The organism is Streptomyces sp. NPDC021080 (genome assembly GCF_044333225.1).
Taxonomy (GTDB): domain Bacteria; phylum Actinomycetota; class Actinomycetes; order Streptomycetales; family Streptomycetaceae; genus Streptomyces.
The window spans coordinates 114494-134375 of record NZ_JBIRQM010000019.1 but is presented as its reverse complement, the minus strand read 5'-3'; the positions used below and the strand labels follow the sequence as shown (position 1 = coordinate 134375).

The following is a 19882-nucleotide window of genomic DNA, read 5'->3' as shown; positions in this document are numbered from 1 at the left end:
CAGGTGACGCTTCGTCGCCGATCGGGCTTCCACCGCCGGGGCGTGCCGCCTAACGTGGCGGTCATGGCACCCATTCCCCCCTCGCCCGCAGAGCCGCAGGAAAGTCCGGAGAGCTATGTCGGCCTGGAGGTGAGCCGTGCGCAGGAGCAGGCGTACGAGCACGGCTGGCCGACGGTCCGCTCGTTGCCGCCGGGCGCGATCATCACCATGGAGTACCTGGTGGGGCGGCTGAACTTCGAGGTCACGGACGGTACGGTGACGCGCTGCTGGAAGGGCTGAACGCCCGGCCGCGGCGGACGGCGGCCCGTTCGGGCCCGGCCCGCCGCACCACGGGCGAGCGCGGCCCGGCGATGCGCGAAGGCCCCCGGCTCGTCGAGCCGGGGGCCTTCGCTGTGCGGGGCGAGGGTGTGCGTACCGGCCCCGCGGTTCTCAGCCGCCCGCCAGCGGGCGGGCCGACGCGGCACCGGCCGCCGCACGCGCCGGACGGTCCGGGTGCGGCGGGCGGCGGCTGCCCACCGGTGTCACCGGGGTGCGCTCCGAGCGGGCGGTGTGCGGGCCCGGGGCCAGATGGACGGGGGGTCTGGGCGGACGGGACGCGACGGTCTCGCGGGCCGGCAGTTCGCCCTCCACCGCGGCGGCCCGCGCGGACATGGCCGGGGCGAGAACCGGCACGGGGGCGGGAGCGGGTACGGGCGCGGTGCGGCCGCGACGGTCGCGCCACAGGTCGCGCAGCGCGAAGATCCCGGCCTCGGAGCGGGCGATCAGCGGCTCGCACCAGGGCAGCGCCAGCAGGATCAGCAGGCCCGCGGCCCAGCCCAGCAGGACATCGCTCAGCCAGTGCGTACCCAGGTACACGGTGGTGAGCCCGACGCCGAGCGAGGTCACGGCGGACAGCGCCGAGAGCCAGCGTCTGGCTCTCGGGGTCGACGCCAGATAGGCCAGGATTCCCCAGGTCACGACGGCGTTGGCGGTGTGGCCCGAAGGAAATATATCGCCGCCCAGGCCCATCTCGTTCGAGCCGATGGTGATGGCGTAGTGCGGGCCGAGACGGCCCATGCCGAGCTTCGCGGCCCCGACGGTGATGTTGAGCAGCAGCAGGGACGCGCCCAGGGTGAGCAGCGGGCGCAGCGTGTGCTGCCGCCAGGAGCGCCAGCCCAGCCACGCGGCGACCATCACCGCGGTGGGGCCGCGCTGGCCCAGCACCACGTAGTAGTCGAGGAACGCGTGGATCTCCGGCCACTGCTGGTAGGGCCGGAAGAACATGACCTGCCAGTCGAACCGGACCAGCCACGACGTGATCGCCACGGCCCACACGATCGCCAGGTAGAAGGCCAGGGTCGCCGCGAAGAGGACAACCCTGTGCCGACTCATCTTCGGCACATCGATGTGGGCCGGTCGTTCCGGCTCACGGTCCAGCCGGGCGAAGACCCGGTCCAGACGGGTGAGGTTTCGTTCGGTACGCACTCAATCGACGTTACAGCGAGTGAGCTGCGTTCCAGGCCGATTCACTCGGTTTGTGATGACGATGTGATGTGGGATTCCTCTCAGGATCATGTTCATTTCCAATGAATCGCTAATCCCGGGACTGCGGAGCCTTCAATTCCATTGACCACGGACAGGCCTCGAGTTTATGGCACTTTTATATTCGTTCACCGAACGATGGTGTGGAATTCTTTGCCCGCTCACCTGTCCCGCGCGGGGTGCCAGCGGGCCCGTCAGGGAGGCCCGGAGCCGTTCAGCCAGAAGGCCCCGTACACCGCCGAGGCCACCGCGACGCCCCCGAGGACCAGCGCTGACCTGGCGGGACGCAGCCGGGCCAGAGCCACGGCGAGCGGGAACAGGAGGGGGAAGGCGGGCATCAGCAGGCGTGGCTTCGAGCCGAAGTAGCTCGACGCGCCCAGGGCGAGCGCGACGACGATCCCCGTGTAGACCAGGAGGGCCGGCGGCTGTCCCTGGCGTACGCATGTCACGTAGAGCCACAGGATCAGCGCGACCCCGGCGGCCAGAGCGGCACCGGCCGGGGCGGACGGGAACGAGGTGAACTTCTCGGCCACGAACCGCCCGAAGGCGTAGCCGCCGTCGAAGCCGTTGCGCCAGCCCGCCTGGACATCGAGATAGCCGAGCGGGCCCCGGCCCGTCCGGTGTCCCACCCACAGCACGTAACCGGCGGCGCCGAGCGGCGCGATGATCATGGCGAGGGCGCGCCGCCACGGACGTGCGCCGTCCGTCCGGGGCGTGCTCCCGCCGTTACGGCGTTCTCCCACGAACGACGTAATCGCCGCCACCCACAGGGCCGCGGCCACGGCGATCCCCACCGGCCGCGTGAGCCCGGCGAACACCGCGAGCAGGCCCCCGGTCACCCAGCGGCCGGTCAGTACCGCGTACAGCGACCACGCGGCGAGCGCCGTGAACAGCGACTCGCTGTACGCCATCGACTGCACGACGCCGACCGGAAGCACCGCCCACACCAGCGCCGCGCACACCCCGGCCCGGCGGCCGTGGACATGGTCGGCGACCGCGAAGATCCCCCACGCGGCGGCGAGCGAGGCGACGGCGGCGACCAGCAGACCGGCGTCCGCGTACGACAGCGGCGTCAGGGCGTGGACGATCCGCTCCAGCCAGGGCAGCAGCGGGAAGAACGCGAGGTTCGCGTGCACGTCACCGTTCGGGAGACGGACCTCGTAGCCGTACCCGAGCCCGGCGACCCTGGTGTACCAGAGCGAGTCCCAGCGCTCCGACAGCAGCCGGTGGGCGCTCCCGCCGTTCGCCGCGCTCCACAGAGCGAGGACGACGAGGCCCAGGGCGCGCACCGCCGCGTACCCCAGCAGGGCGGGCGCGGCTCGGCGCAGGGCACCCGCGCAGGGCGCCGCGGCGGGACTCTCCGGATCGGTCACGGGCTCGATTATCGGCAGAGGGCGGAACCGGCCGGTCGCGTACGGCGTGTCGGTATGCGTACGGCGTGGCGTACGCCACATGCCTGGTCGGCGAACGTGAGAGGTCCGCCACGTGTACCCGGCGGGAACTCGCGTACGCTGGCGGCTCACTCGCCTTTGCTGCGTGGGCCCGGGATTCCCCTCCCAGGGCCGCAGCCCCAGGGAGTCCCCACCCTGCGGATCCGCAGAACGCGAGGGATCTCTGGAGGTACGTACATGTCCGGGACGACCACGGCCGCAGCGCGATGCCGTCGGGAGGCCGGAGCCGGTGCCAACCGCTGGGTCGTCCTCGTCGTTCTGTGCGTCAGCCTGCTGCTGGTCGCCCTCGACGCCACCGTGCTCCATGTCGCGGTGCCCGCGGTCACCGAGGACCTCAAGCCCGGCGCGATGGAACTGCTCTGGATCGTCGACGTCTACCCGCTCGTCTGCGCCTCGCTGCTCATCCTCTTCGGCACGCTCGGCGACCGGATCGGCCGCCGGCGGGTCCTCCTCCTCGGTTACACCCTCTTCGGCGTCGCCTCCGGCATCGCGGCCTTCTCCGGGAACGCGCAGCTCCTGATAGGCGCCCGGGCCCTGCTCGGCGTCGGCGGCGCGATGATCATGCCCGCCACGCTGTCGATCCTGCGCGAGGTCTTCCCCGACCGGCGCGAGCGAGCGCTCGCGATCGGCATCTGGAGCGCCGTCGCCGCCGTCGGCGCGGCGGTCGGACCGCTGCTCGGCGGCTTCCTCCTCGAACACTTCTGGTGGGGATCGGTCTTCCTCGTCAACATCCCGCTGATGATCGTCAGCCTGCCGGTCGGACGGCTGCTGCTGCCCGAGTCCCGCGGCGACCGCGACGGTCCCTGGGACGTGGTGGGGGCGCTCATGGCCGCCGTCGGCCTGTTCGGACTCGTCCTCGGGGTCAAGCGCCTGGGCGGCGGCGAGGCGCCCTTCAGCCCCCTCACTCTCGGCTCCCTGCTCATCGGCGCCGTGCTGATGGCCGCCTTCGTACGGCGGCAGCGGCGGCGCGCGCACCCCCTGGTCGACCTGCGCATGTTCGCGCGTCCGGCGTTCAGCACGTCCGTGGGATGCATCGTTCTCGCGATGCTCGCCCTGGTGGGCCTCGAACTGATCGCCGCGCAGTACCTGCAGCTCGTGCTCGGTCTGTCGCCGCTCCAGACCGGCCTGCGGCTGCTGCCGCTCACCGTCGCGGCGATGGCCGCCGGTCTCGCGGGGGCGAGGCTGCTGCGCAGGTTCGGGCCGCGCGCGATGGTCTCCTTCGGGTTCTGTCTCACCGCGGCCGCCGTGGTGACGCTCACCGCGATGGGCCCGAACGACAACGCCGGGCTGCTGCTCTTCGGCTTCGTGCTGCTCGGCTTCGGCCTGGAGACCACGCTCTTCGGGGCGTACGAGTCCATGCTGAGCGAGGCGCCGCAGGCGCAGTCGGGCGGTGCGGCGGCGATCGGAGAGACCTCGTACCAGCTGGGTGCGGGGATAGGGATCGCGCTGCTGGGGAGCGTGATGAACGCGGCGTACGCGCCCGGACTGGCGTCCGTCCCCGGGGTCCCGGCGGCCGATTCGGCGGCGGCGGGGCACTCGCTGGGCGAGGCGTACCAGGTCGCCGACCGGCTCGGTGGCGCGTCCGGTGGCGCCCTGCGGCACGCCGCCCGGGACTCCTTCGTGCACGGGCTGCATGTGACGCTGCTGGTGAGCGCGGGCCTGTTGCTGCTGGGCGCCGTGATGGCGCTGCGGCTGCCGCGGGTCATGGAGTGCGGGAACCCCGCGACGGACACGGCCGCGAGCCAGGTCCCCGCGACGGGCACCGCCGGCCTCCCGGCTCCGGCGACCGGTCCGGCCGGCCTCCCGGCCCCCGCCGCGACCCCGGTTCCCGCGGCCGGCCCCGTCGGCATCCCGACTCCCAGGGACGTCGCCGGGACCGCCGAGACCCGCGTCTCCGCATAGGGACCCAGGTCTCCCGGTCCGCAGGCCGGGCGGCGTGCGGACATGTCCCGGACGGGCGGGACACTCCCGCGGGCCGGGCGGTGGGCGGACGTGCCCTGGACTTGCGGGACACCGCGTCGTAACGTCGGGCCGAGATCATTGACTAGCGGTGCTAGTTATCACCCTGCCGGAGGCTGTCGTATGTCCGCGTCCTCGAAGCTGCCGTCCTTCGACCCCGCCGACCCGCTCGGGATCGACGACCTGCTGGACGCGGAGGACCTGGCCGTCCGCGACACCGTGCGGGCCTGGGCCGCGGACCGCGTCCTGCCGTACGTCGCCGACTGGTACGAGAAGGGCGAGCTGCCCGGCATCCGGGAACTGGCACGCGAACTCGGCGGGATCGGCGCCCTCGGCATGTCGCTCCAGGGGTACGGGTGCGCGGGCGCCAGCGCCGTGCAGTACGGCCTCGCCTGCCTGGAGCTCGAGGCGGCCGACTCCGGCATCCGCTCGCTCGTCTCGGTGCAGGGCTCGCTCGCGATGTACGCCATCCACCGGTTCGGCAGCGAGGAGCAGAAGCAGACCTGGCTGCCCCGGATGGCCTCCGGCGAGGTCATCGGATGCTTCGGACTGACCGAGCCCGACCACGGCTCCGACCCCGCCTCCATGCGCACGCACGCCAAGCGCGACGGCGGGGACTGGGTCCTGAACGGCCGCAAGATGTGGATCACCAACGGCTCCGTCGCCGGTGTCGCCGTCGTCTGGGCGCAGACCGACGACGGCATCCGCGGATTCGTCGTGCCCACCGACGTACCCGGGTTCTCCGCCCCCGAGATCAAGCACAAGTGGTCCCTGCGCGCGAGCGTGACCAGTGAGCTCGTCCTCGACGACGTGCGGCTGCCGGCCGACGCCGTCCTGCCCGACGTCGTCGGCCTGAAGGGCCCGCTCGGCTGCCTCTCGCACGCGCGGTACGGAATCGTGTGGGGCGCCATGGGCGCGGCGCGGTCCAGCTTCGAGTCCGCCCTCGCCTACGCGCGCACGCGTGAGCAGTTCGGGCGCCCCATCGGCGGCTTCCAGCTCACCCAGGCCAAACTCGCCGACATGGCCGTCGAACTGCACAAGGGGATCCTGCTCGCCCACCACCTGGGCCGCCGCATGGACGCGGGACGCCTGCGTCCCGAGCAGATCAGCTTCGGCAAGCTCAACAACGTACGGGAGGCCATCGAGATCTGCCGGACCTCGCGCACCATCCTCGGTGCCAACGGGATCTCGCTGGAGTACCCCGTGATGCGGCACGCCACGAACCTGGAGTCGGTGCTCACCTACGAGGGCACCGTCGAGATGCACCAGCTCGTGCTGGGCAAGGCGCTCACCGGGCTCGACGCCTTCAGGTGAAGGGCCCGTGGGTGAAGCCCCGGCAAGGCAGGGCCGGCGAGCGGCCCTGCCTCAGCTCTGGTTGAAGAAGCCGTCCGTCTGACGGCTCGCGGCCTCGCCGCTGATGATCTCCGTGTGTGCCGGGGTCAGCAGGAAGACCCGGGTCGCCACCCGCTCGATGGTGCCGCGCAGGCCGAAGGTCAGGCCGGCCGCGAAGTCCACCACGCGCTTGGCGTCGGAGGCCTCCATGGACGTGAGGTTGATGATGACCGGGATGCCGTCCCGGAAGAGTTCGCCGATACCGCGTGCGTCCCGGAAGCTGTCCGGGGTGACCGTGCCGATCCGGCGGCCCTTCTCCTCCGCCGTCTCGGAAGCAACCTTCACGCGCGGGTCGGTGACCCACGCGTCGCCGGAGTCCTGACCCTCGGCGTAGTCGTCGTCGTAGTAACGCTCGTCATCGTTGTCGTCGACGAGGCCAAGCCAGGCACTCGCCTTGCGCACCGATCCCATGGACGCCTCCTCTCACAGCGGTCTTTCGTGCTTCCGCATCCCCATGGTCGTCCATGATGCGGATGTCGCGCCAAGTGGATAGACGCCGCGTGGGGGTTTCGTGACGGTACTGGTGCACAGCGGATCCGTCGAGAGCCCGCGCCCCCCAAGGGTCGTACGGGGTAAGGCTGCTGACTGAGAGTGAAATATGATTTCTTTCGGCGACCGGGTGACGGGCGGAGCGTACGGGTGAACGGGAGGGGTCGATACGATGCCCGACCTCAATGTCGTACGGGTCACGGGGGAGTGTCGTGTTCGGAATCGTGAGGCCCTGCAGCCACCGTCTCGGTGAAGGGCTCAAGACGCAGTGGATGGCGCATCTGTGCGGGCTGTGCCTCGCGCTGCGCGGGGACCACGGCCAGTTCGCGCGGGTGGTCACCAACTACGACGGCCTGCTGATATCGGTTCTGACGGAGGCTCAGGCCGAGAAGGCGACGGGATGGCGGCGCACCGCCGGCCCCTGTCCGCTGCGCGGCATGCGGACCGCCTCCGTCGCCCAGGGCGAGGGCGCGCGGCTCGCCGCCGCCGTCTCGCTGGTCCTCGCCTCGGCCAAGGTGCGCGACCACGTCGCCGACGGGGACGGCCTCCTCGCGCGCAGGCCGGTCGCGCTCGCCGCGCGCCGGGTGGCCGCGAGCTGGGGCAGGGCGGGGGCGCGTACGGGATCCGCGGTCGGCTTCGACACGGCCGTGCTCGTCGACGCGGTGGACCGGCAGGTCGGGATCGAGGCGCTGGCCGGACCCGGGACGCCGTTGCTCACCGTGACGGAACCCACCGAGACCGCCACCGCCGCCGCCTTCGCGCACACCGCCGTCCTCGCGGGCCGCCCCGGCAACGCCGCTCCGCTGGCCGAGGCCGGGCGCCTCTTCGGACGGCTCGCCCATCTGCTGGACGCCGTGGAGGACAGGGAGACCGACGCCGCGTCAGGAGCCTGGAACCCCCTTTCCGCCACCGGGACCTCGCTCATCGAGGCCCGGCGGCTCGCCGACGACGCCGTGCACGGCATACGGCTCGCCCTGCGGGAGGCCGAGTTCACCGACAGCAGGCTGGCGCACGTGCTGCTCGTCCATGAGCTGGGCCGCTCGGTGGACCGTGCCTTCGGGACGTCGGGATGCGGGCACACGGCGGGCGGAGCGCACGGACCGCACGCTCCGCACACACTGAACGAACCGCGCGCACTGGACGGACCGCACGGCTCTCTCGGCTCTCCCGGGGCCGGTGATCTCCTCGGACTGCCGGGCTCCGCGGTCCTGCTCGGGCCCGAGGGCTCCTTCGGGCCGCCGCCTCAGCACGGCGGGAATCCGTACACCGGTGGTGGCAACCCCTTCGGCGGCGGGCCGTCCTTCCAGCCCCCCACCCCCGGCAGGCGCGGGTTCTGGGCCGGCTGCGCCGCCGCCATCGGACTGTGCTGCACCTGCAAGATGTGCTGCGCCGACGAGTACGAGGGTCCGTGGTCGCGCAAGAAGCGCGAAGGATGTCTGAACGACTGCGACTGCGACTGCAGTTGCTGCGAGGCATGCCAGTGCTGCGAATGCTGTGAGTGCTGCTCGTGCTGCGACTGCGGGGTGTGAGGCGCGGGAGCCGGAGCGTTCCGCACCGGACACACGGGCACCACGTCGCGCTCGCACCCCGGCATGATCGAGCCCGTATGGAAGGGTTGATCACATGACGACGGACGCATCCGAGGACTGGAAGCACTGGCAGGAGCACCGCGTGGCGACGGTGTCCGCGCCGTACGGCCCGCTCGCCCTCACCGCGACCCACTGGATCGAGGACTATCCGGAAGGGCGACTTCCGGACATCCCCGGGCACTGGGCCGTCAAGGGCGACGGGGTGGCCCTGACGGCGGTGGCCGAGGAAGGTCTCACGGTCGACGGCAAGCCCTTCACCGGCGACATTGTGCTGGACGCCGACTACGGACCGGCCGGCGATGCCCGGGTCGGGCGCGGGGAGCGGCGGTTCGTCGTCCTGGTGCGCGAGGGGATCTGGGGAGTGCGCCGCTACGACCCCGAGGCGCCCGCGCGGAAGGCCTTCGCGGGCATCGAGGCGACCCCGTACGACGCGCGCTGGTCGGTGCCCGGACAGTTCACCCCGTACGGCGAGAGCCGTACCGTGCGCGTCGAGAACGCCGACGGAGTGACCCGCGGGCTGCCCCTCGGCGGAGTCCTCGCCTTCACCCTGGACGGGCAGGACCTCACCCTCCAGGTGTCGGTCGAGAGCGACGGCTCGCTGTGGGCCGTCTTCGCCGACGCCACCAGCGGGGACGGCAGTTACCGCTTCCGGTTCCTGCGCCCGGCGGCGCCCGACGCCGAGGGGCGCACGACGGTGGACTTCAACCGGACCGTGCTTCCGCCGTGCGCGTTCGCCGACCATTTCGTCTGCCCCCTCCCGCCGCCCGGAAATGCGCTGCGCGTGGCCGTCGCCGCGGGGGAGCGCCGACTGGCCTGAGGTCTCCGGGACTCCCGAAGGCGTGAGGGGAAGCAGGCGCCTCCAGTGATCCGATGATCAACCTCCCTCATATGAGGGCAAGTTGAACGCTGCACGGCCGAAAGGCACCCTTGCGCCTGTCGGTCGTGCAGCCGAATACTCCCCCTCAGCGCTTGTCAGGGGCATGCCTTGTTCGGAATCCGGACGGGGCGGCTCCCGGCTGCGCCTCACGGGCCCCGACCCCACGACATGGGGCCCCTTACTTCCCTTCGGAGGAATGAAACGTGAGGATCAAGCGCACAACCCCCCGCGGTGGCATCGCGAGACGGAGCCGGCTGATCGCCGTGACCACCGGACTCGTCGCCGCCGCAGCGTTCGCGGTCCCCAGCGCGAACGCGTCCGACGCCCAGACGTTCAGCGCGACCCAGCTGAGCAGCGTCCGGCAGTCGGTGCTCAAGTCCGATGTCGCGGGCACCGCCTGGGCGGTCGACGCCAAGACGAACCGTGTGGTCGTCACCGTCGACAGCACGGTCTCGAAGGCGGAGATCGCGAAGATCGAGCGGGACGCGGGCGGCAACGCGGCCGCGCTCACCATCAAGCACACGCCGGGCACCTTCAAGAAACTGATCACCGGCGGCGACGCCATCTACGGCGGTTCCTACCGCTGTTCGCTCGGCTTCAACGTGCACAGCGGGAGCACCTACTACTTCCTGACCGCCGGCCACTGCGGTGAGGTCGCCTCCACCTGGTACTCCAACTCGGGTCACACCACGACGCTGGGCACGAACGTCAGCTACAGCTTCCCGACCAACGACTTCGCGCTGGTCCGCTACACCAACTCCTCGGTCGCGCACCCGAGCGCGGTCGGCAGCCAGACGATCAGCAGCGCGGCCACGCCCAGCGTGGGCACGACGGTCTACCGGCGCGGCTCGACCACCGGTACGCACAGCGGCAGGGTCACCGCCCTGAACGCCACGGTCAACTACGGCAGCGGTGACGTCGTCTACGGCATGATCCAGACCACGGTCTGCGCCGAGGGCGGGGACAGCGGCGGCCCCCTGTACGGCGGCAGCGTGGCCTACGGTCTGACCTCCGGCGGCAGCGGCAACTGCACCTCCGGCGGCACGACCTTCTTCCAGCCGGTCACCGAGGCGCTCAGCTACTACGGCGTGAGCGTCGGCTGACCGTCCGGTCGCGCGACGGACCGGCCCTTAGGCGACTCGTCGACCCGCGGAGCCGGCACCCCCCACGGGATTCCGCGCGACCGGACCCATGGCAGGCGGATCAGCGGGCGAGCCCCCGCACGCAACCGGCGTGCGGGGGCTCGCTCTTGTACCGGTGACGGGGCTACCTTCGAAGCGCACGCTGTACACGCCCGGTGCGCCACGTCGGACCCTGGGGGGCCGTGATGGTCGAGGAACTGGTGGCGGCGGGAGTCTCCGCCGTGTCCGTCGGAGCGGTCTACACGATGGCCGCCGCCCGCGTCGTCAAACAGTACGAACGGGGCGTGGTGCTGCGGCTCGGCAAGCTGCGCCCCGAGGTGCGCCGCCCCGGCTTCACCATGGTCGTTCCCTTCGTGGACCGGTTGCGCAAGGTCAACATGCAGATCGTCACCATGCCGGTTCCCGCGCAGGAGGGCATCACCCGGGACAACGTCACCGTCCGCGTCGACGCGGTCGTCTACTTCCGGGTGGTGGACGCGGCCGACGCGGTCATCCAGGTCGAGGACTACCGCTTCGCGGTCTCGCAGATGGCGCAGACCTCGCTGCGGTCGATCATCGGCAAGAGCGATCTGGACGACCTGCTCTCCAGCCGCGAAAAGCTCAACCAGGGGCTGGAGTTGATGATCGACAGCCCGGCGATCGGCTGGGGCGTGCAGATCGACCGGGTCGAGATCAAGGACGTGTCGCTGCCGGAGACGATGAAGCGGTCCATGGCCCGCCAGGCCGAGGCCGACCGCGAGCGCAGGGCCCGGGTCATCAACGCGGACGCGGAACTCCAGGCCTCCAAGAAGCTCGCCGAGGCCGCCGGGGTGATGTCGGAACAGCCGGCCGCGCTCCAACTGCGCCTGCTGCAGACGGTGGTGGCCGTCGCGGCCGAGAAGAACTCCACCCTCGTCCTGCCCTTCCCGGTGGAGCTGCTGCGCTTCCTGGAACGGGCCCAGTCGGGACAGCCGCCGGCCCCGGCCCCGTCGCAGCCGGAGCGGCCGGCGGTGGCCCGGCCGGGACAGGACGCGACGGGGGCCGGGCGGACGCCCGGCCCCCGGGAGGCGCCCGGGGCCGAGCGGTCGGACGTGTCCGGGTCCGGGTCCGAGCGGTCGGACGGGCCAGGGTCCGGAGCCGGATCCGAGTAGCCGGACGCATCCGAGTCCGGGGCCTTCGGAGCCCGGATCGACTGACGGCCCTCAGCGCCCGGACCGGCCGACGGCTTTCAGCGCCCGGACCGGCTGACGGCTTTCGGCGCCCGGACCGGCCGACGGCTTTCAGTGCCCAGGTCGGCTGACGGCTTTCGGCGTCCGGACCTGCCGAACACCCCTTCCTCCAAGGAGAGTTGGACCCATCCTGGCGCCGCCACGCCCTGTTCTCCGCGGCCGAGGAACCCGGCACCCGGCTGCGTTCCCTGGAGGAGGTCTGCCGCACGCTGATCCTCGCCGTGAGGCACGTCGGCCGCGGGACGTTCTTTCCGGGCGGGCTCAGGGCACCCCTAGTTCGCCCAGGGCGGTGTGAGGGTCGAGCCGTCGGCCAGTTCCGCCTGGAGGCCGATGGACGTGGTGACCCAGGAGAGCGCGCTCTCCCGGGTCGGATTCTCTATACCGAGGGTCGCGCCCGGGGTAATGATCACGGTGTCGCCCGCGGTGATCCGCTCGGTGTGGCCGTCGAGCGTGACCAGCAGTTCGCCGGAGAGGAGGAGGAAGATCTCCTCGCGGTTGACGGTGTGCACGGGAGCCCGATGCCCCGCGGGGATCTCCGCGCGCCAGGCGCACAACTCCTTGCTGCCGCTGCGGGGAGCGGCGTACGAGACGAAACGGGCGCCGTGGACCTCGTGGGTGACGGCTTCGGACGAACGGACGACGGGCACGGGTGCCTCCAGGGTCGATGGGGCCGGCCAAGCGCTCGGAATATGGTCAAGCTGCTTGACTACTTGCTTCGCAACGATGGTCAAGCAGCTTGACCGAATAGTCAAGGGTGTTTCAATGCGTGCGTGCAGAACTCCGAGGCCATCGCCCTGTCCGCCGCCCTGCTCGCCGCCGCCGGTGAGCTGACGCAACGCATCCACGAGGGCGTCGTCGCCCGCGGGTTCGAGGGGGTCCGGCCCGCGCACGGCTTCACCTTCGCGCGGCTCGCGCCGGACGGGGCGACGGCCACCGAGATCGCCGCGCATCTGGGCGTCACCAAGCAGGCCGCCAGTCAGCTCGTCGAGGAGCTCGTCCGCAAGGGGTACGTCGAGCGGCGGCCGCACCCCGGGGACGCGCGGGCCCGGCTCGTCGTGCTCACCGAACTCGGGTGGGCCTGCACCCGGGCGGCGGAGGAGGCGGCCGCGGATGCCGTGGGGGCATGGGCCGAAGTGCTGGGAGAGAGTGAAATGCGCGCGTTGCGCACGCTTTTGGCGAGCATCGCGCCCTACGGTCCCATCAGACCCACCTGGTGACGTTCCGTCACCGGTCACGACTGCCCTGGTTAGCACTGGAAGTTTTTACTGACGCGTAACTTCACACATCTGCTACTCGACCGTAACTTGAGGAGTGAACAGCATCCTCGTGATCCGGATCACAGGGCGTACACCCCCACAACTCCCTTGAGCCGCAAGGAGATCACTCGATGCTGCCCTGGAAGCGAGTGCTCAGACCCCTGGCCGCGCTGCTCCTGACCGCCACGGTCGCAGTCCTCCCCGCCGCCACAGCACAAGCTGATTCCGCCCCCAGCAGTGGCTGGAACAACTACTCCTGCAAGCCCTCCTCCACGCACCCGCGCCCCGTCGTGCTCGTCCACGGCACCTTCGGGAACTCCGTCGACAACTGGCTGGCCCTCGCCCCCTACCTGACCAGCCGCGGGTACTGCGTCTTCTCCCTCGACTACGGGCAGCTGCCCGGCGTCCCGCTCTTCAACGGCCTCGGCCCCATCGACAAGTCGGCCGGGCAGCTCCAGGTGTTCGTCGACAAGGTGCTCGCCGCGACCGGCGCCGCCAAGGTCGACCTGGTGGGTCACTCGCAGGGCGGCATGATGCCCCGCTACTACCTCAAGTTCCTCGGTGGAGCGGCCAAGGTGAACGCCCTCGTCGGCATCGCCCCCGACAACCACGGCACGACCCTCAACGGACTCACCAACCTGCTCCCGTACTTCCCGGGGGCCAAGGACCTGCTGTCCGCGGCGACCCCGGGACTCGCGGACCAGATCGCCGGCTCCGCGTTCCTGACCAAACTCAACGCGGGCGGCGACACCGTCCCCGGTGTCCACTACACGGTCATCGCCACCAAGTACGACGAGGTGGTCACGCCGTACCAGTCGGAGTTCCTGAGCGGCTCCGACGTCCACAACGTCCTGCTGCAGAACCTCTGCGGGCTCGACCTCTCCGAGCACGTGGCCATCGGGATCTTCGACCGGATCGCGTACCACGAGGTGGCGAACGCGCTCGACCCGGCGCACGCGTCCACCACCACCTGCGCGTCCGTGTTCAGCTGACCGGCTCGGCGGACGACTCGTCCATGGTCGTCCGCCCGAGCACGCCGGCGTGATCGTCCGTCCGTCCGTGTTCCGCGTGTCTGCGGAACGCGAACGGCGGATCACGCCGCCGGGGGCTGTCCGGCCTGAGCCGCCGGTCAGCCCCCGGAGTCGTCGGTTCCCAGGCCCTAGCGCCCGCGCCGCCCGCCACCGCCCGGCGTCGCCCGCCGGCGCACCGAGGCGAACAGCGCCGCGGCACCGAGCGCCAGTGCGGCGGCACCGCCGATCGCGACGTACGAGGTGGAGGAGTCCTGGCCGGTCTCGGCGAGACCCTGCGGGGAACCGGCGGCTTCCGGAAGGTTCCCCGAGGAGTCCGCGGATCCGGCGGACTTCGCGGTACCGGCGGTGGCCTGGGTCTCCCCGGCCGGTCCGGCCGACTCGCTGTCCTCGGCCGTCCCGGCGGTGTCCGCGCTCGCGGCCGGCTCCGCCGAGGTGCCGGCGTCGTCGTCACCGTGGCCGTGGTGTTCCACGGTCGACTTGTCGCTGCCGTCCTCGATCTGCTTCTCGGAAGGAGCCGAGGCGCTCGGCGCGGGAGCGCTGCCGCCCGCGCCCTTCTCGCCGCCCGCGCCGCCGAACGCGACATCGGAGCAGGAGTAGAAGGCCTCCGGGCTGTCCGAGCGCTGCCAGACCGCGTACAGCAACTGCTTGCCGGAGCGCTTCGGGAGGGTGCCCGAGAACGTGTAGAAGCCGCCCGAGGCCACCGGGTCGGTGGCCGTCGCGACCGGGTGCGTCAGGTCGAGGTCGCCCCAGGCCGGCGGCTGCGACGGGTCGTAGCCCGACTTCGTGATGTAGACCTTGAACGTGCCCTTGTGGGGCGCCGTCACCCGGTACTTGAAGGTGTACGGGCCACTGCTCACGCTCGTCGCGGGCCAGTCGGAGCGCGCCAGGTCGAGCCCCTTGAACTCGGCGTTCCCGGCACTGCACAGCTTGCCGTCCGGGATCAGCTCCTGGTGCCGCCCGTTCGCGTCACCGATGCGGATGCCGTTCCAGTCGTAGAGCGCCTGGGTGCCGCCCGCCGCGACGGCCGCCTTGCAGGCATCCGACCTGGGGTTCTCCGGGCCCTCCGCATAACACTGGGACACCCGGCTCACCGGGTCCCCCATCGAGCCGTGCGCCGAGGCCGGCACCGCGGCCAGCGCGGACAGGGCGAGCGGGGCGATGCCGAGGACGGCGACGCCTGCAGCCTTGCGGCGTGCGGACATGGGGAACTCCTCGAACGGTCCTGGGGCGTGGGGCGAGCCCCGCACGACGCTCCGTGCGGGGATCCCGTGGGGGGTGATCAGAAAACTAGCCCCAAGAAACCGCGAAATCGCCTGCTGGAGGCGGCTGACAGAGATCCTTATGGTGCCTTTAAGGCGGGGCTAACGGGGGGCTGAGGAAGGAGGGTCGGGGAGCCCGGGCTGACCTGCTGCGGAGCGCTGCCACTGTCCGCGGCGGTCCGTGCTCGTCCGTCGTCGGACGCCTCGGTTGGCTCCCACGGGCCGTCGGCTCTTGAAGCCGCTCCCGCCCCACTCCGCGTCTACAGCATGGGCAGGGCTTTCCGCAGCTTGCAGGCGGTCACCTAAGAGCGGGGCTCGTCCCACTCCTGGCGCTTGTTGCGCAGGAACTTATTCGGCGCCGGGCGCCCCTCGGACGATCCCCGCCGTGGCGCCGGTGACCTGCGCTCGAGCGGCCGTCCCCGGTCGTTGTTGGTCACCGTGGGCCGCCCTCCGACGGTCCAGAGACGGCCCGGCTTTCAGGACGGATACGAGGCAGACAGCCGACTACTGCACGGACGGCATGCGGTCGGACCTCTTCGTCCCGAAGCAACTTGGGTGGGCGCTCGACCTTGGGTCGTTGTGCCTCTCACCTGCTGTGATGGTCCGCAGGTGTGCGTGGATGTCCGCCGCTGTCTGTCAGCGTTGTCACGCAGTTAGACACTCACAGCAAGGGGCAGTAGGCACACACGCCACGATCTTTCCCCGGCGCGACACCGCGCCGAGGGCGAGTTTCACACCGAAGCTCAGGGCATACTCCTGCCGGTTCGCTCAAGGCGGCCGTATAGGCCGTGTTCGGGGGTCATGCAGCAAACCTTGGCTGCTGCAGCTTCAATGGTGCATATGAGCGAAGGGATCTACACCCTTGCGGGTGCAGTCGTTGGAGGACTCATCGGCGTCCTGGGGACCATAGGTGCCGCGCGTGTCACGGGACGGGACCAGAGGCGAAACCAGCACGAGCAGTGGCGTCGTCAATTGCGTAGGGACGCATACAGCCTGTTCCTTATCCGGGCCGGAGCGGCGCTCCGCGCCGCCAACACGGCCCATGAAGCCGCTCGCACAGACGCCAGTGACGTCTACCAAGGATTCGATGAGTTGAAGGCTGCATGCGGACAGCTGGAGGAGGCGGCAACCTTGGTGACGTTGGAGGGGCCGGAGCCCATAGCGGACGCTGCCATGAATGCCTACTTCCGTATCGGAGCTTGGAAGAACGCCTTGCATGCAGCGCACAGCGGTCCCCCCGAGCTTCGGGATGCGGCGTGGGGCAGGGCTTTGCAAGCGAACAACGATTCCGAGCAATGCGTCGAGAAGTTCGGCCCGCTGTGCCGTGAGTTGCTCGATCAGAGCTAGGCCAGAGCCAAAACCACAGGTGCAAGGCGAACTCGGTGGTTCCCTACGAGTCGGGTGTCTTCGCTCGCAAACCCGAGCCTAGCCACCGGAGCTTGAGGAGGTGCCGGTCCCTGGGGAGCCGTGCGGAAAGAAGCACCCCATCTTGCCTGACGGCTACCCCTCGGGGGAAACGCGTTCGGTCGGGGGGCTGTGACCTGGGGCTCTGTTGTTGGCCCCTGTAGCTCGCTTGTCACTGTCGGTCGCCATTGGTCGGCCTTGACCAGCCTCGGACGGCCCAGGGACGGCCCAGCCGTGGCGCGCTCGACCGCCGGCGACACCTCGACCCGCCCCGCCTGAACCTCAGCCGAAACCAGTCAGCCACGACGGCGGTGCATGGACCGACCACGCGCGCGTGGCCTCGCTGCACCCCCACGGGCCTCAGCCACGCTGTCGGTGCCGTCGACCAGAGCAAGCAGTGACGGCCGGCCCGTGAGGACAGGGCTCTCGACGTGTTGCGGCCAAGGGGCTCGCATACCTTCACGTCATGGACTTCAACATCACCGCGGGAGAGGAAGCCGTCGTGTTCCACATGGCGAGCCTCGTCCACGATGGCCTCTCCCCCACGGATGACGACCTAGCGAAGGATCTGGGTGAAGAAATTCACCCAGTGCTGCAATCGCTCGTGGACAAGGGTTGGCTTGTGATTGACGAGGATCGTGAGCTGGGCTTGTCCACGATCGCGCGGCATGTCGTGGCCAACCGTAGGGATGCCCACGGGCCGCGGGCGTAGTGAGAGAGCTTGCCGGCGCCCTGGTTCGCCTGTCGCTCACCATCAGCTTGGGAAGCTGCGATCACTGACTGCTGGTTCGGGCGTTGAACTGGGCAAACGTTGGGCTGCCACCTCGTCGGACGCGACTGCTTTCACCGTGAGTCCCCACTGTCTCCCGCTCAGCCTGGTGCGACTGTGGTGCGTCGCCCTACGGGGTTGGCGTCTCATCGTCAAAGTACCCAAGCAACTGGCCGCAAGGAGTCCATCGGCCGACCAGTCTCAGCCCCATCAGCTCTACCTCTTCAGCAGTTTGCGCAATCAGCACATTTGATCATCGTGCAAGATCGATGATGGCCAGGTGTTCAAAACTGCGGCAACGCTTGTCAGCATCGCGGCGCAGGTTGGCGGTCTGTTTATGGCGGCCGTTGGCCTATCCAACACGTTCAAGGACGTCGCAGCTGAGGGCGAGCGCTTCTTCGCCACTGTTCTGGCGACCGTGCTCGGAGTAGTCCGACGACTTTGGACCGGCTTCAAAAGCCTTTGCCGTCGCATCCTCGGACGCCCACGACCGGCAGTCGTTTATGGTCTCGGCACGGCCATGGAGATCAACTTCACGGGAAGCGCTCGGGGCATCGTCACGTTCGGGCCCTTGGCTGACCCTGCGCAGGATGCCGACGCCTTCAAGGCCGCGGTCGAGGAACGTCTGAATCGTGTCTTCAGACTGGCCCAGGACGTGCAGTACGACCTGGGGCGAGAGACGAAAGCGCGAGAGCGGGAAGACCAGAAGATCGGCGACGACCTCCAGGCTCGCCTCACCGCTCGCGACGAAGAGTCAAAGGGGGCAACGATTCGCGGTTTGCGGGAACAGGCGGTTGGCCTCTTCTTCGTTGCTTTCGGGCTTGTAGTGCAGAGCTACCTCGATCTGGCCTATTGACCTCCGACCAACGGCACCACCTCGGCCCACCGCCCTCCCCGGTTGGGGAATCCTGGCGACGTGCGTTTTCGCTGTTCCGGTGGTGGCAACCCACTTGCTGCGGCTGCCGGTGTTCCCTGCGGCTTCCCGCCGGGCCTGGCACGCGAAGGGCGCGGGCGCGTTGACCACCGCATTAGGAGAGAGGCGGGCGGATCGTGCCGCTGAGCTGGGGCTTCGATACCTCGTCAGGTTGCCGGAAACTCGACTGCCAGACACTCCTGTTGACCGTGGCTGACCCCTGCTTGTGGCATGGCAGTGGCACGAAGCTCAGCCGACGACAGTCAGCCACGACGGCGGGTGCGCCGGCCGAACACGCACGCGTATGCCTCGCTGCACCCCCACCGGCCCCAGCCACGCAATCGCGGGCTTTTCGTCGACCAGAGCAAGCGGCCACGGCCGGACCGTGACGATGGCCGGAACCCTTAGCTTGGGAAGCTAAGAGCATCGAGCAACGACGCCTCCCCGGCGGTCGCCGTCGTCGGTTCCGACTGCTCCACGGCGGCCCACAGCACCGCTAGCACGTGGCCAGTCGGTCAGTCGCCGGTGGGCCATGATGAAGCCCAGCACTGACTCAACGTGGAAGACTCGGGAATGTGGTGTTGGCGGCTATCGCTTGAGCGGCAGCCAGGAGTCGATTTCGAAATATCACGGTGGATTCTTCGAGGGACGGGATCACGGCTCGAAGCTCTTCCAGGTCCCTGAGTGCCTCTTTCACGAATTCGCTGGATATTGGACCATTTAGAAAATCTGTTAGGTGTCGATCTGCGGCATCCAGCCGCAACATGACACACGAGGAAATGAATAGGTTACCCTTCGCATTAACTGCTACAGGCCCCGTACCAAGTGCATCGAGAGTAAACAGTTCGATGGCGCGATCAATGGGAGGCTGCCAAATTGGGTCACCCATCAGATGGCGAAGGATCCCTATTTGGTGGAAATTCCAGCCGTCTTGAGGGTCGAGTTCGATGGCGCGGTTGAGGTCAGCGAGAGCTTCCTCGTACCGGTTCACTTTCTGGTAGGTGATGCCACGTTGGGAGATGTTCCAGCTGTCTTCGGGGTCGAGTTCGATGGCGCGGTTGAGGTCAGTCAGAGATTCCTCATACCGCCCCATTTCCCGGTAGGTGACGCCACGCTGGGCGAATTTCCAGCTGTCTTGGGGGTCGAGTTCGATGGCGCGGTTGAGGTCAGTCAAGGCTTCCTCATGCCAGCTTAGTTGCCGGTAGATGATGCAGCGTTGGGCGATGGCCCATTCGTAGTCGGGTTTGAGTTCAATGGCGCGGTTGAAGTCGGTCAGGGCTTCCTCGTACCGGCTCAGTAGCCGGTAGATGATGCCGCGTTGGCTGATGGCCCATTCGTAGTCGGGTTTGAGTTCAATGGCACGGTTGAAGTCGGTCAGGGCTTCCTCGTACCGGCCCATTTCCCCGTAGGTGGCGCCGCGTTGGCTGATGGCCCATTCGTGGTCGGGTTTGAGTTCAATGGCGCGGTTGAGGTCGGTCAGGGCTTCCTCGTACCGGCTCAGTTGCCGGTAGATGATGCCGCGCTGGGAGAAGTACCAGCTGTCTTGGGGGTCGAGTTCGATGGTGCGGTTGAGGTCAGTCAGAGATTCCTCGTACCGCCCCATTTCCCGGTAGGTGGCACCG

At 69.5% G+C, this 19882-nt stretch carries 18 protein-coding genes; 12 read left to right on the top strand and 6 right to left on the bottom strand.

Annotated elements, in window-relative coordinates; all coding sequences use genetic code 11:
- The first annotated feature begins 63 nt into the window (after window positions 1-63).
- Window positions 64-279, top strand: coding sequence for an I78 family peptidase inhibitor (locus ACH4S8_RS36895; protein WP_398402136.1), 216 nt, complete (start codon window positions 64-66; stop codon window positions 277-279).
- Window positions 280-429: 150 nt separating this feature from the next.
- Here ACH4S8_RS36895 and ACH4S8_RS36890 read toward each other — a convergent pair whose 3' ends face one another.
- Together ACH4S8_RS36890 and ACH4S8_RS36885 are read right to left on the bottom strand one after the other, a co-directional pair.
- Complete coding sequence (locus tag ACH4S8_RS36890) at window positions 430-1464, bottom strand: phosphatase PAP2 family protein (RefSeq protein WP_398402134.1); 1035 nt, start codon at window positions 1462-1464, stop codon at window positions 430-432.
- A gap of 251 nt (window positions 1465-1715) precedes the next feature.
- Entirely contained in the window at window positions 1716-2894 is a 1179-nt protein-coding gene (locus ACH4S8_RS36885) for a glycosyltransferase family 39 protein (RefSeq protein ID WP_398402132.1), read from the bottom strand.
- A gap of 255 nt (window positions 2895-3149) precedes the next feature.
- Between ACH4S8_RS36885 and ACH4S8_RS36880 the strand changes: the two genes are divergently transcribed.
- Together ACH4S8_RS36880 and ACH4S8_RS36875 are read left to right on the top strand one after the other, a co-directional pair.
- Window positions 3150-4874, top strand: coding sequence for an MFS transporter (locus tag ACH4S8_RS36880; protein WP_398402130.1), 1725 nt, complete (start codon window positions 3150-3152; stop codon window positions 4872-4874).
- Between the two features lie 180 nt (window positions 4875-5054).
- Window positions 5055-6245, top strand: a complete 1191-nt coding sequence (locus ACH4S8_RS36875) for an acyl-CoA dehydrogenase family protein (protein WP_398402128.1) — start codon at window positions 5055-5057, stop codon at window positions 6243-6245.
- A 51-nt stretch (window positions 6246-6296) separates the two neighbouring features.
- Here ACH4S8_RS36875 and ACH4S8_RS36870 read toward each other — a convergent pair whose 3' ends face one another.
- Window positions 6297-6734, bottom strand: a complete 438-nt coding sequence (locus ACH4S8_RS36870; RefSeq protein ID WP_398402126.1) for a cell division protein SepF — start codon at window positions 6732-6734, stop codon at window positions 6297-6299.
- A 290-nt stretch (window positions 6735-7024) separates the two neighbouring features.
- Between ACH4S8_RS36870 and ACH4S8_RS36865 the strand changes: the two genes are divergently transcribed.
- The 4 genes from ACH4S8_RS36865 to ACH4S8_RS36850 all read left to right on the top strand — a co-directional run bounded on the left by ACH4S8_RS36865 (window position 7025) and on the right by ACH4S8_RS36850 (window position 11550).
- The gene (locus tag ACH4S8_RS36865; RefSeq protein ID WP_398402124.1) at window positions 7025-8341 is read left to right on the top strand and encodes a DUF5685 family protein; all 1317 of its coding nucleotides are present in this window, start codon (window positions 7025-7027) and stop codon (window positions 8339-8341) included.
- A gap of 94 nt (window positions 8342-8435) precedes the next feature.
- A complete protein-coding gene (locus ACH4S8_RS36860; protein WP_398402122.1) occupies window positions 8436-9218 on the top strand; it encodes a DUF1684 domain-containing protein in 783 nt (260 codons plus the stop codon).
- 263 nt (window positions 9219-9481) lie between these two features.
- Window positions 9482-10381: a S1 family peptidase gene (locus ACH4S8_RS36855; protein ID WP_398402120.1), complete on the top strand. Its 900-nt coding sequence runs from the start codon at window positions 9482-9484 to the stop codon at window positions 10379-10381.
- 224 nt (window positions 10382-10605) lie between these two features.
- Window positions 10606-11550, top strand: coding sequence for a slipin family protein (locus ACH4S8_RS36850; protein ID WP_398402235.1), 945 nt, complete (start codon window positions 10606-10608; stop codon window positions 11548-11550).
- Between the two features lie 350 nt (window positions 11551-11900).
- Here the strand turns inward: ACH4S8_RS36850 and ACH4S8_RS36845 are convergent, their stop codons facing one another.
- Window positions 11901-12275: a cupin domain-containing protein gene (locus ACH4S8_RS36845; protein ID WP_398402118.1), complete on the bottom strand. Its 375-nt coding sequence runs from the start codon at window positions 12273-12275 to the stop codon at window positions 11901-11903.
- Between the two features lie 123 nt (window positions 12276-12398).
- Between ACH4S8_RS36845 and ACH4S8_RS36840 the strand changes: the two genes are divergently transcribed.
- A complete protein-coding gene (locus ACH4S8_RS36840; protein ID WP_398402116.1) occupies window positions 12399-12845 on the top strand; it encodes a MarR family winged helix-turn-helix transcriptional regulator in 447 nt (148 codons plus the stop codon).
- Between the two features lie 170 nt (window positions 12846-13015).
- Window positions 13016-13876, top strand: a complete 861-nt coding sequence (locus tag ACH4S8_RS36835; RefSeq protein WP_398402114.1) for an esterase/lipase family protein — start codon at window positions 13016-13018, stop codon at window positions 13874-13876.
- Window positions 13877-14043: 167 nt separating this feature from the next.
- Here the strand turns inward: ACH4S8_RS36835 and ACH4S8_RS36830 are convergent, their stop codons facing one another.
- Window positions 14044-15117: a lytic polysaccharide monooxygenase gene (locus ACH4S8_RS36830; RefSeq protein ID WP_398402112.1), complete on the bottom strand. Its 1074-nt coding sequence runs from the start codon at window positions 15115-15117 to the stop codon at window positions 14044-14046.
- Between the two features lie 897 nt (window positions 15118-16014).
- On the opposite strand from ACH4S8_RS36830, the gene ACH4S8_RS36825 reads away from it, so the two are divergent.
- The 3 genes from ACH4S8_RS36825 to ACH4S8_RS36815 all read left to right on the top strand — a co-directional run bounded on the left by ACH4S8_RS36825 (window position 16015) and on the right by ACH4S8_RS36815 (window position 18203).
- Window positions 16015-16521 carry a hypothetical protein gene (locus tag ACH4S8_RS36825; protein ID WP_398402110.1) on the top strand — a complete coding sequence of 169 codons (507 nt, stop codon included), beginning with the start codon at window positions 16015-16017 and terminating at the stop codon, window positions 16519-16521.
- A 523-nt stretch (window positions 16522-17044) separates the two neighbouring features.
- The gene (locus ACH4S8_RS36820) at window positions 17045-17290 is read left to right on the top strand and encodes a hypothetical protein (RefSeq protein ID WP_398402108.1); all 246 of its coding nucleotides are present in this window, start codon (window positions 17045-17047) and stop codon (window positions 17288-17290) included.
- A 337-nt stretch (window positions 17291-17627) separates the two neighbouring features.
- A complete protein-coding gene (locus ACH4S8_RS36815) occupies window positions 17628-18203 on the top strand; it encodes a hypothetical protein (protein WP_398402106.1) in 576 nt (191 codons plus the stop codon).
- A 610-nt stretch (window positions 18204-18813) separates the two neighbouring features.
- On the opposite strand, the gene ACH4S8_RS36810 is transcribed toward ACH4S8_RS36815, so the two are convergent.
- A partial coding sequence (locus ACH4S8_RS36810) for a tetratricopeptide repeat protein (protein ID WP_398402104.1) occupies window positions 18814-19882 on the bottom strand: 1069 nt, incomplete at its 5' end.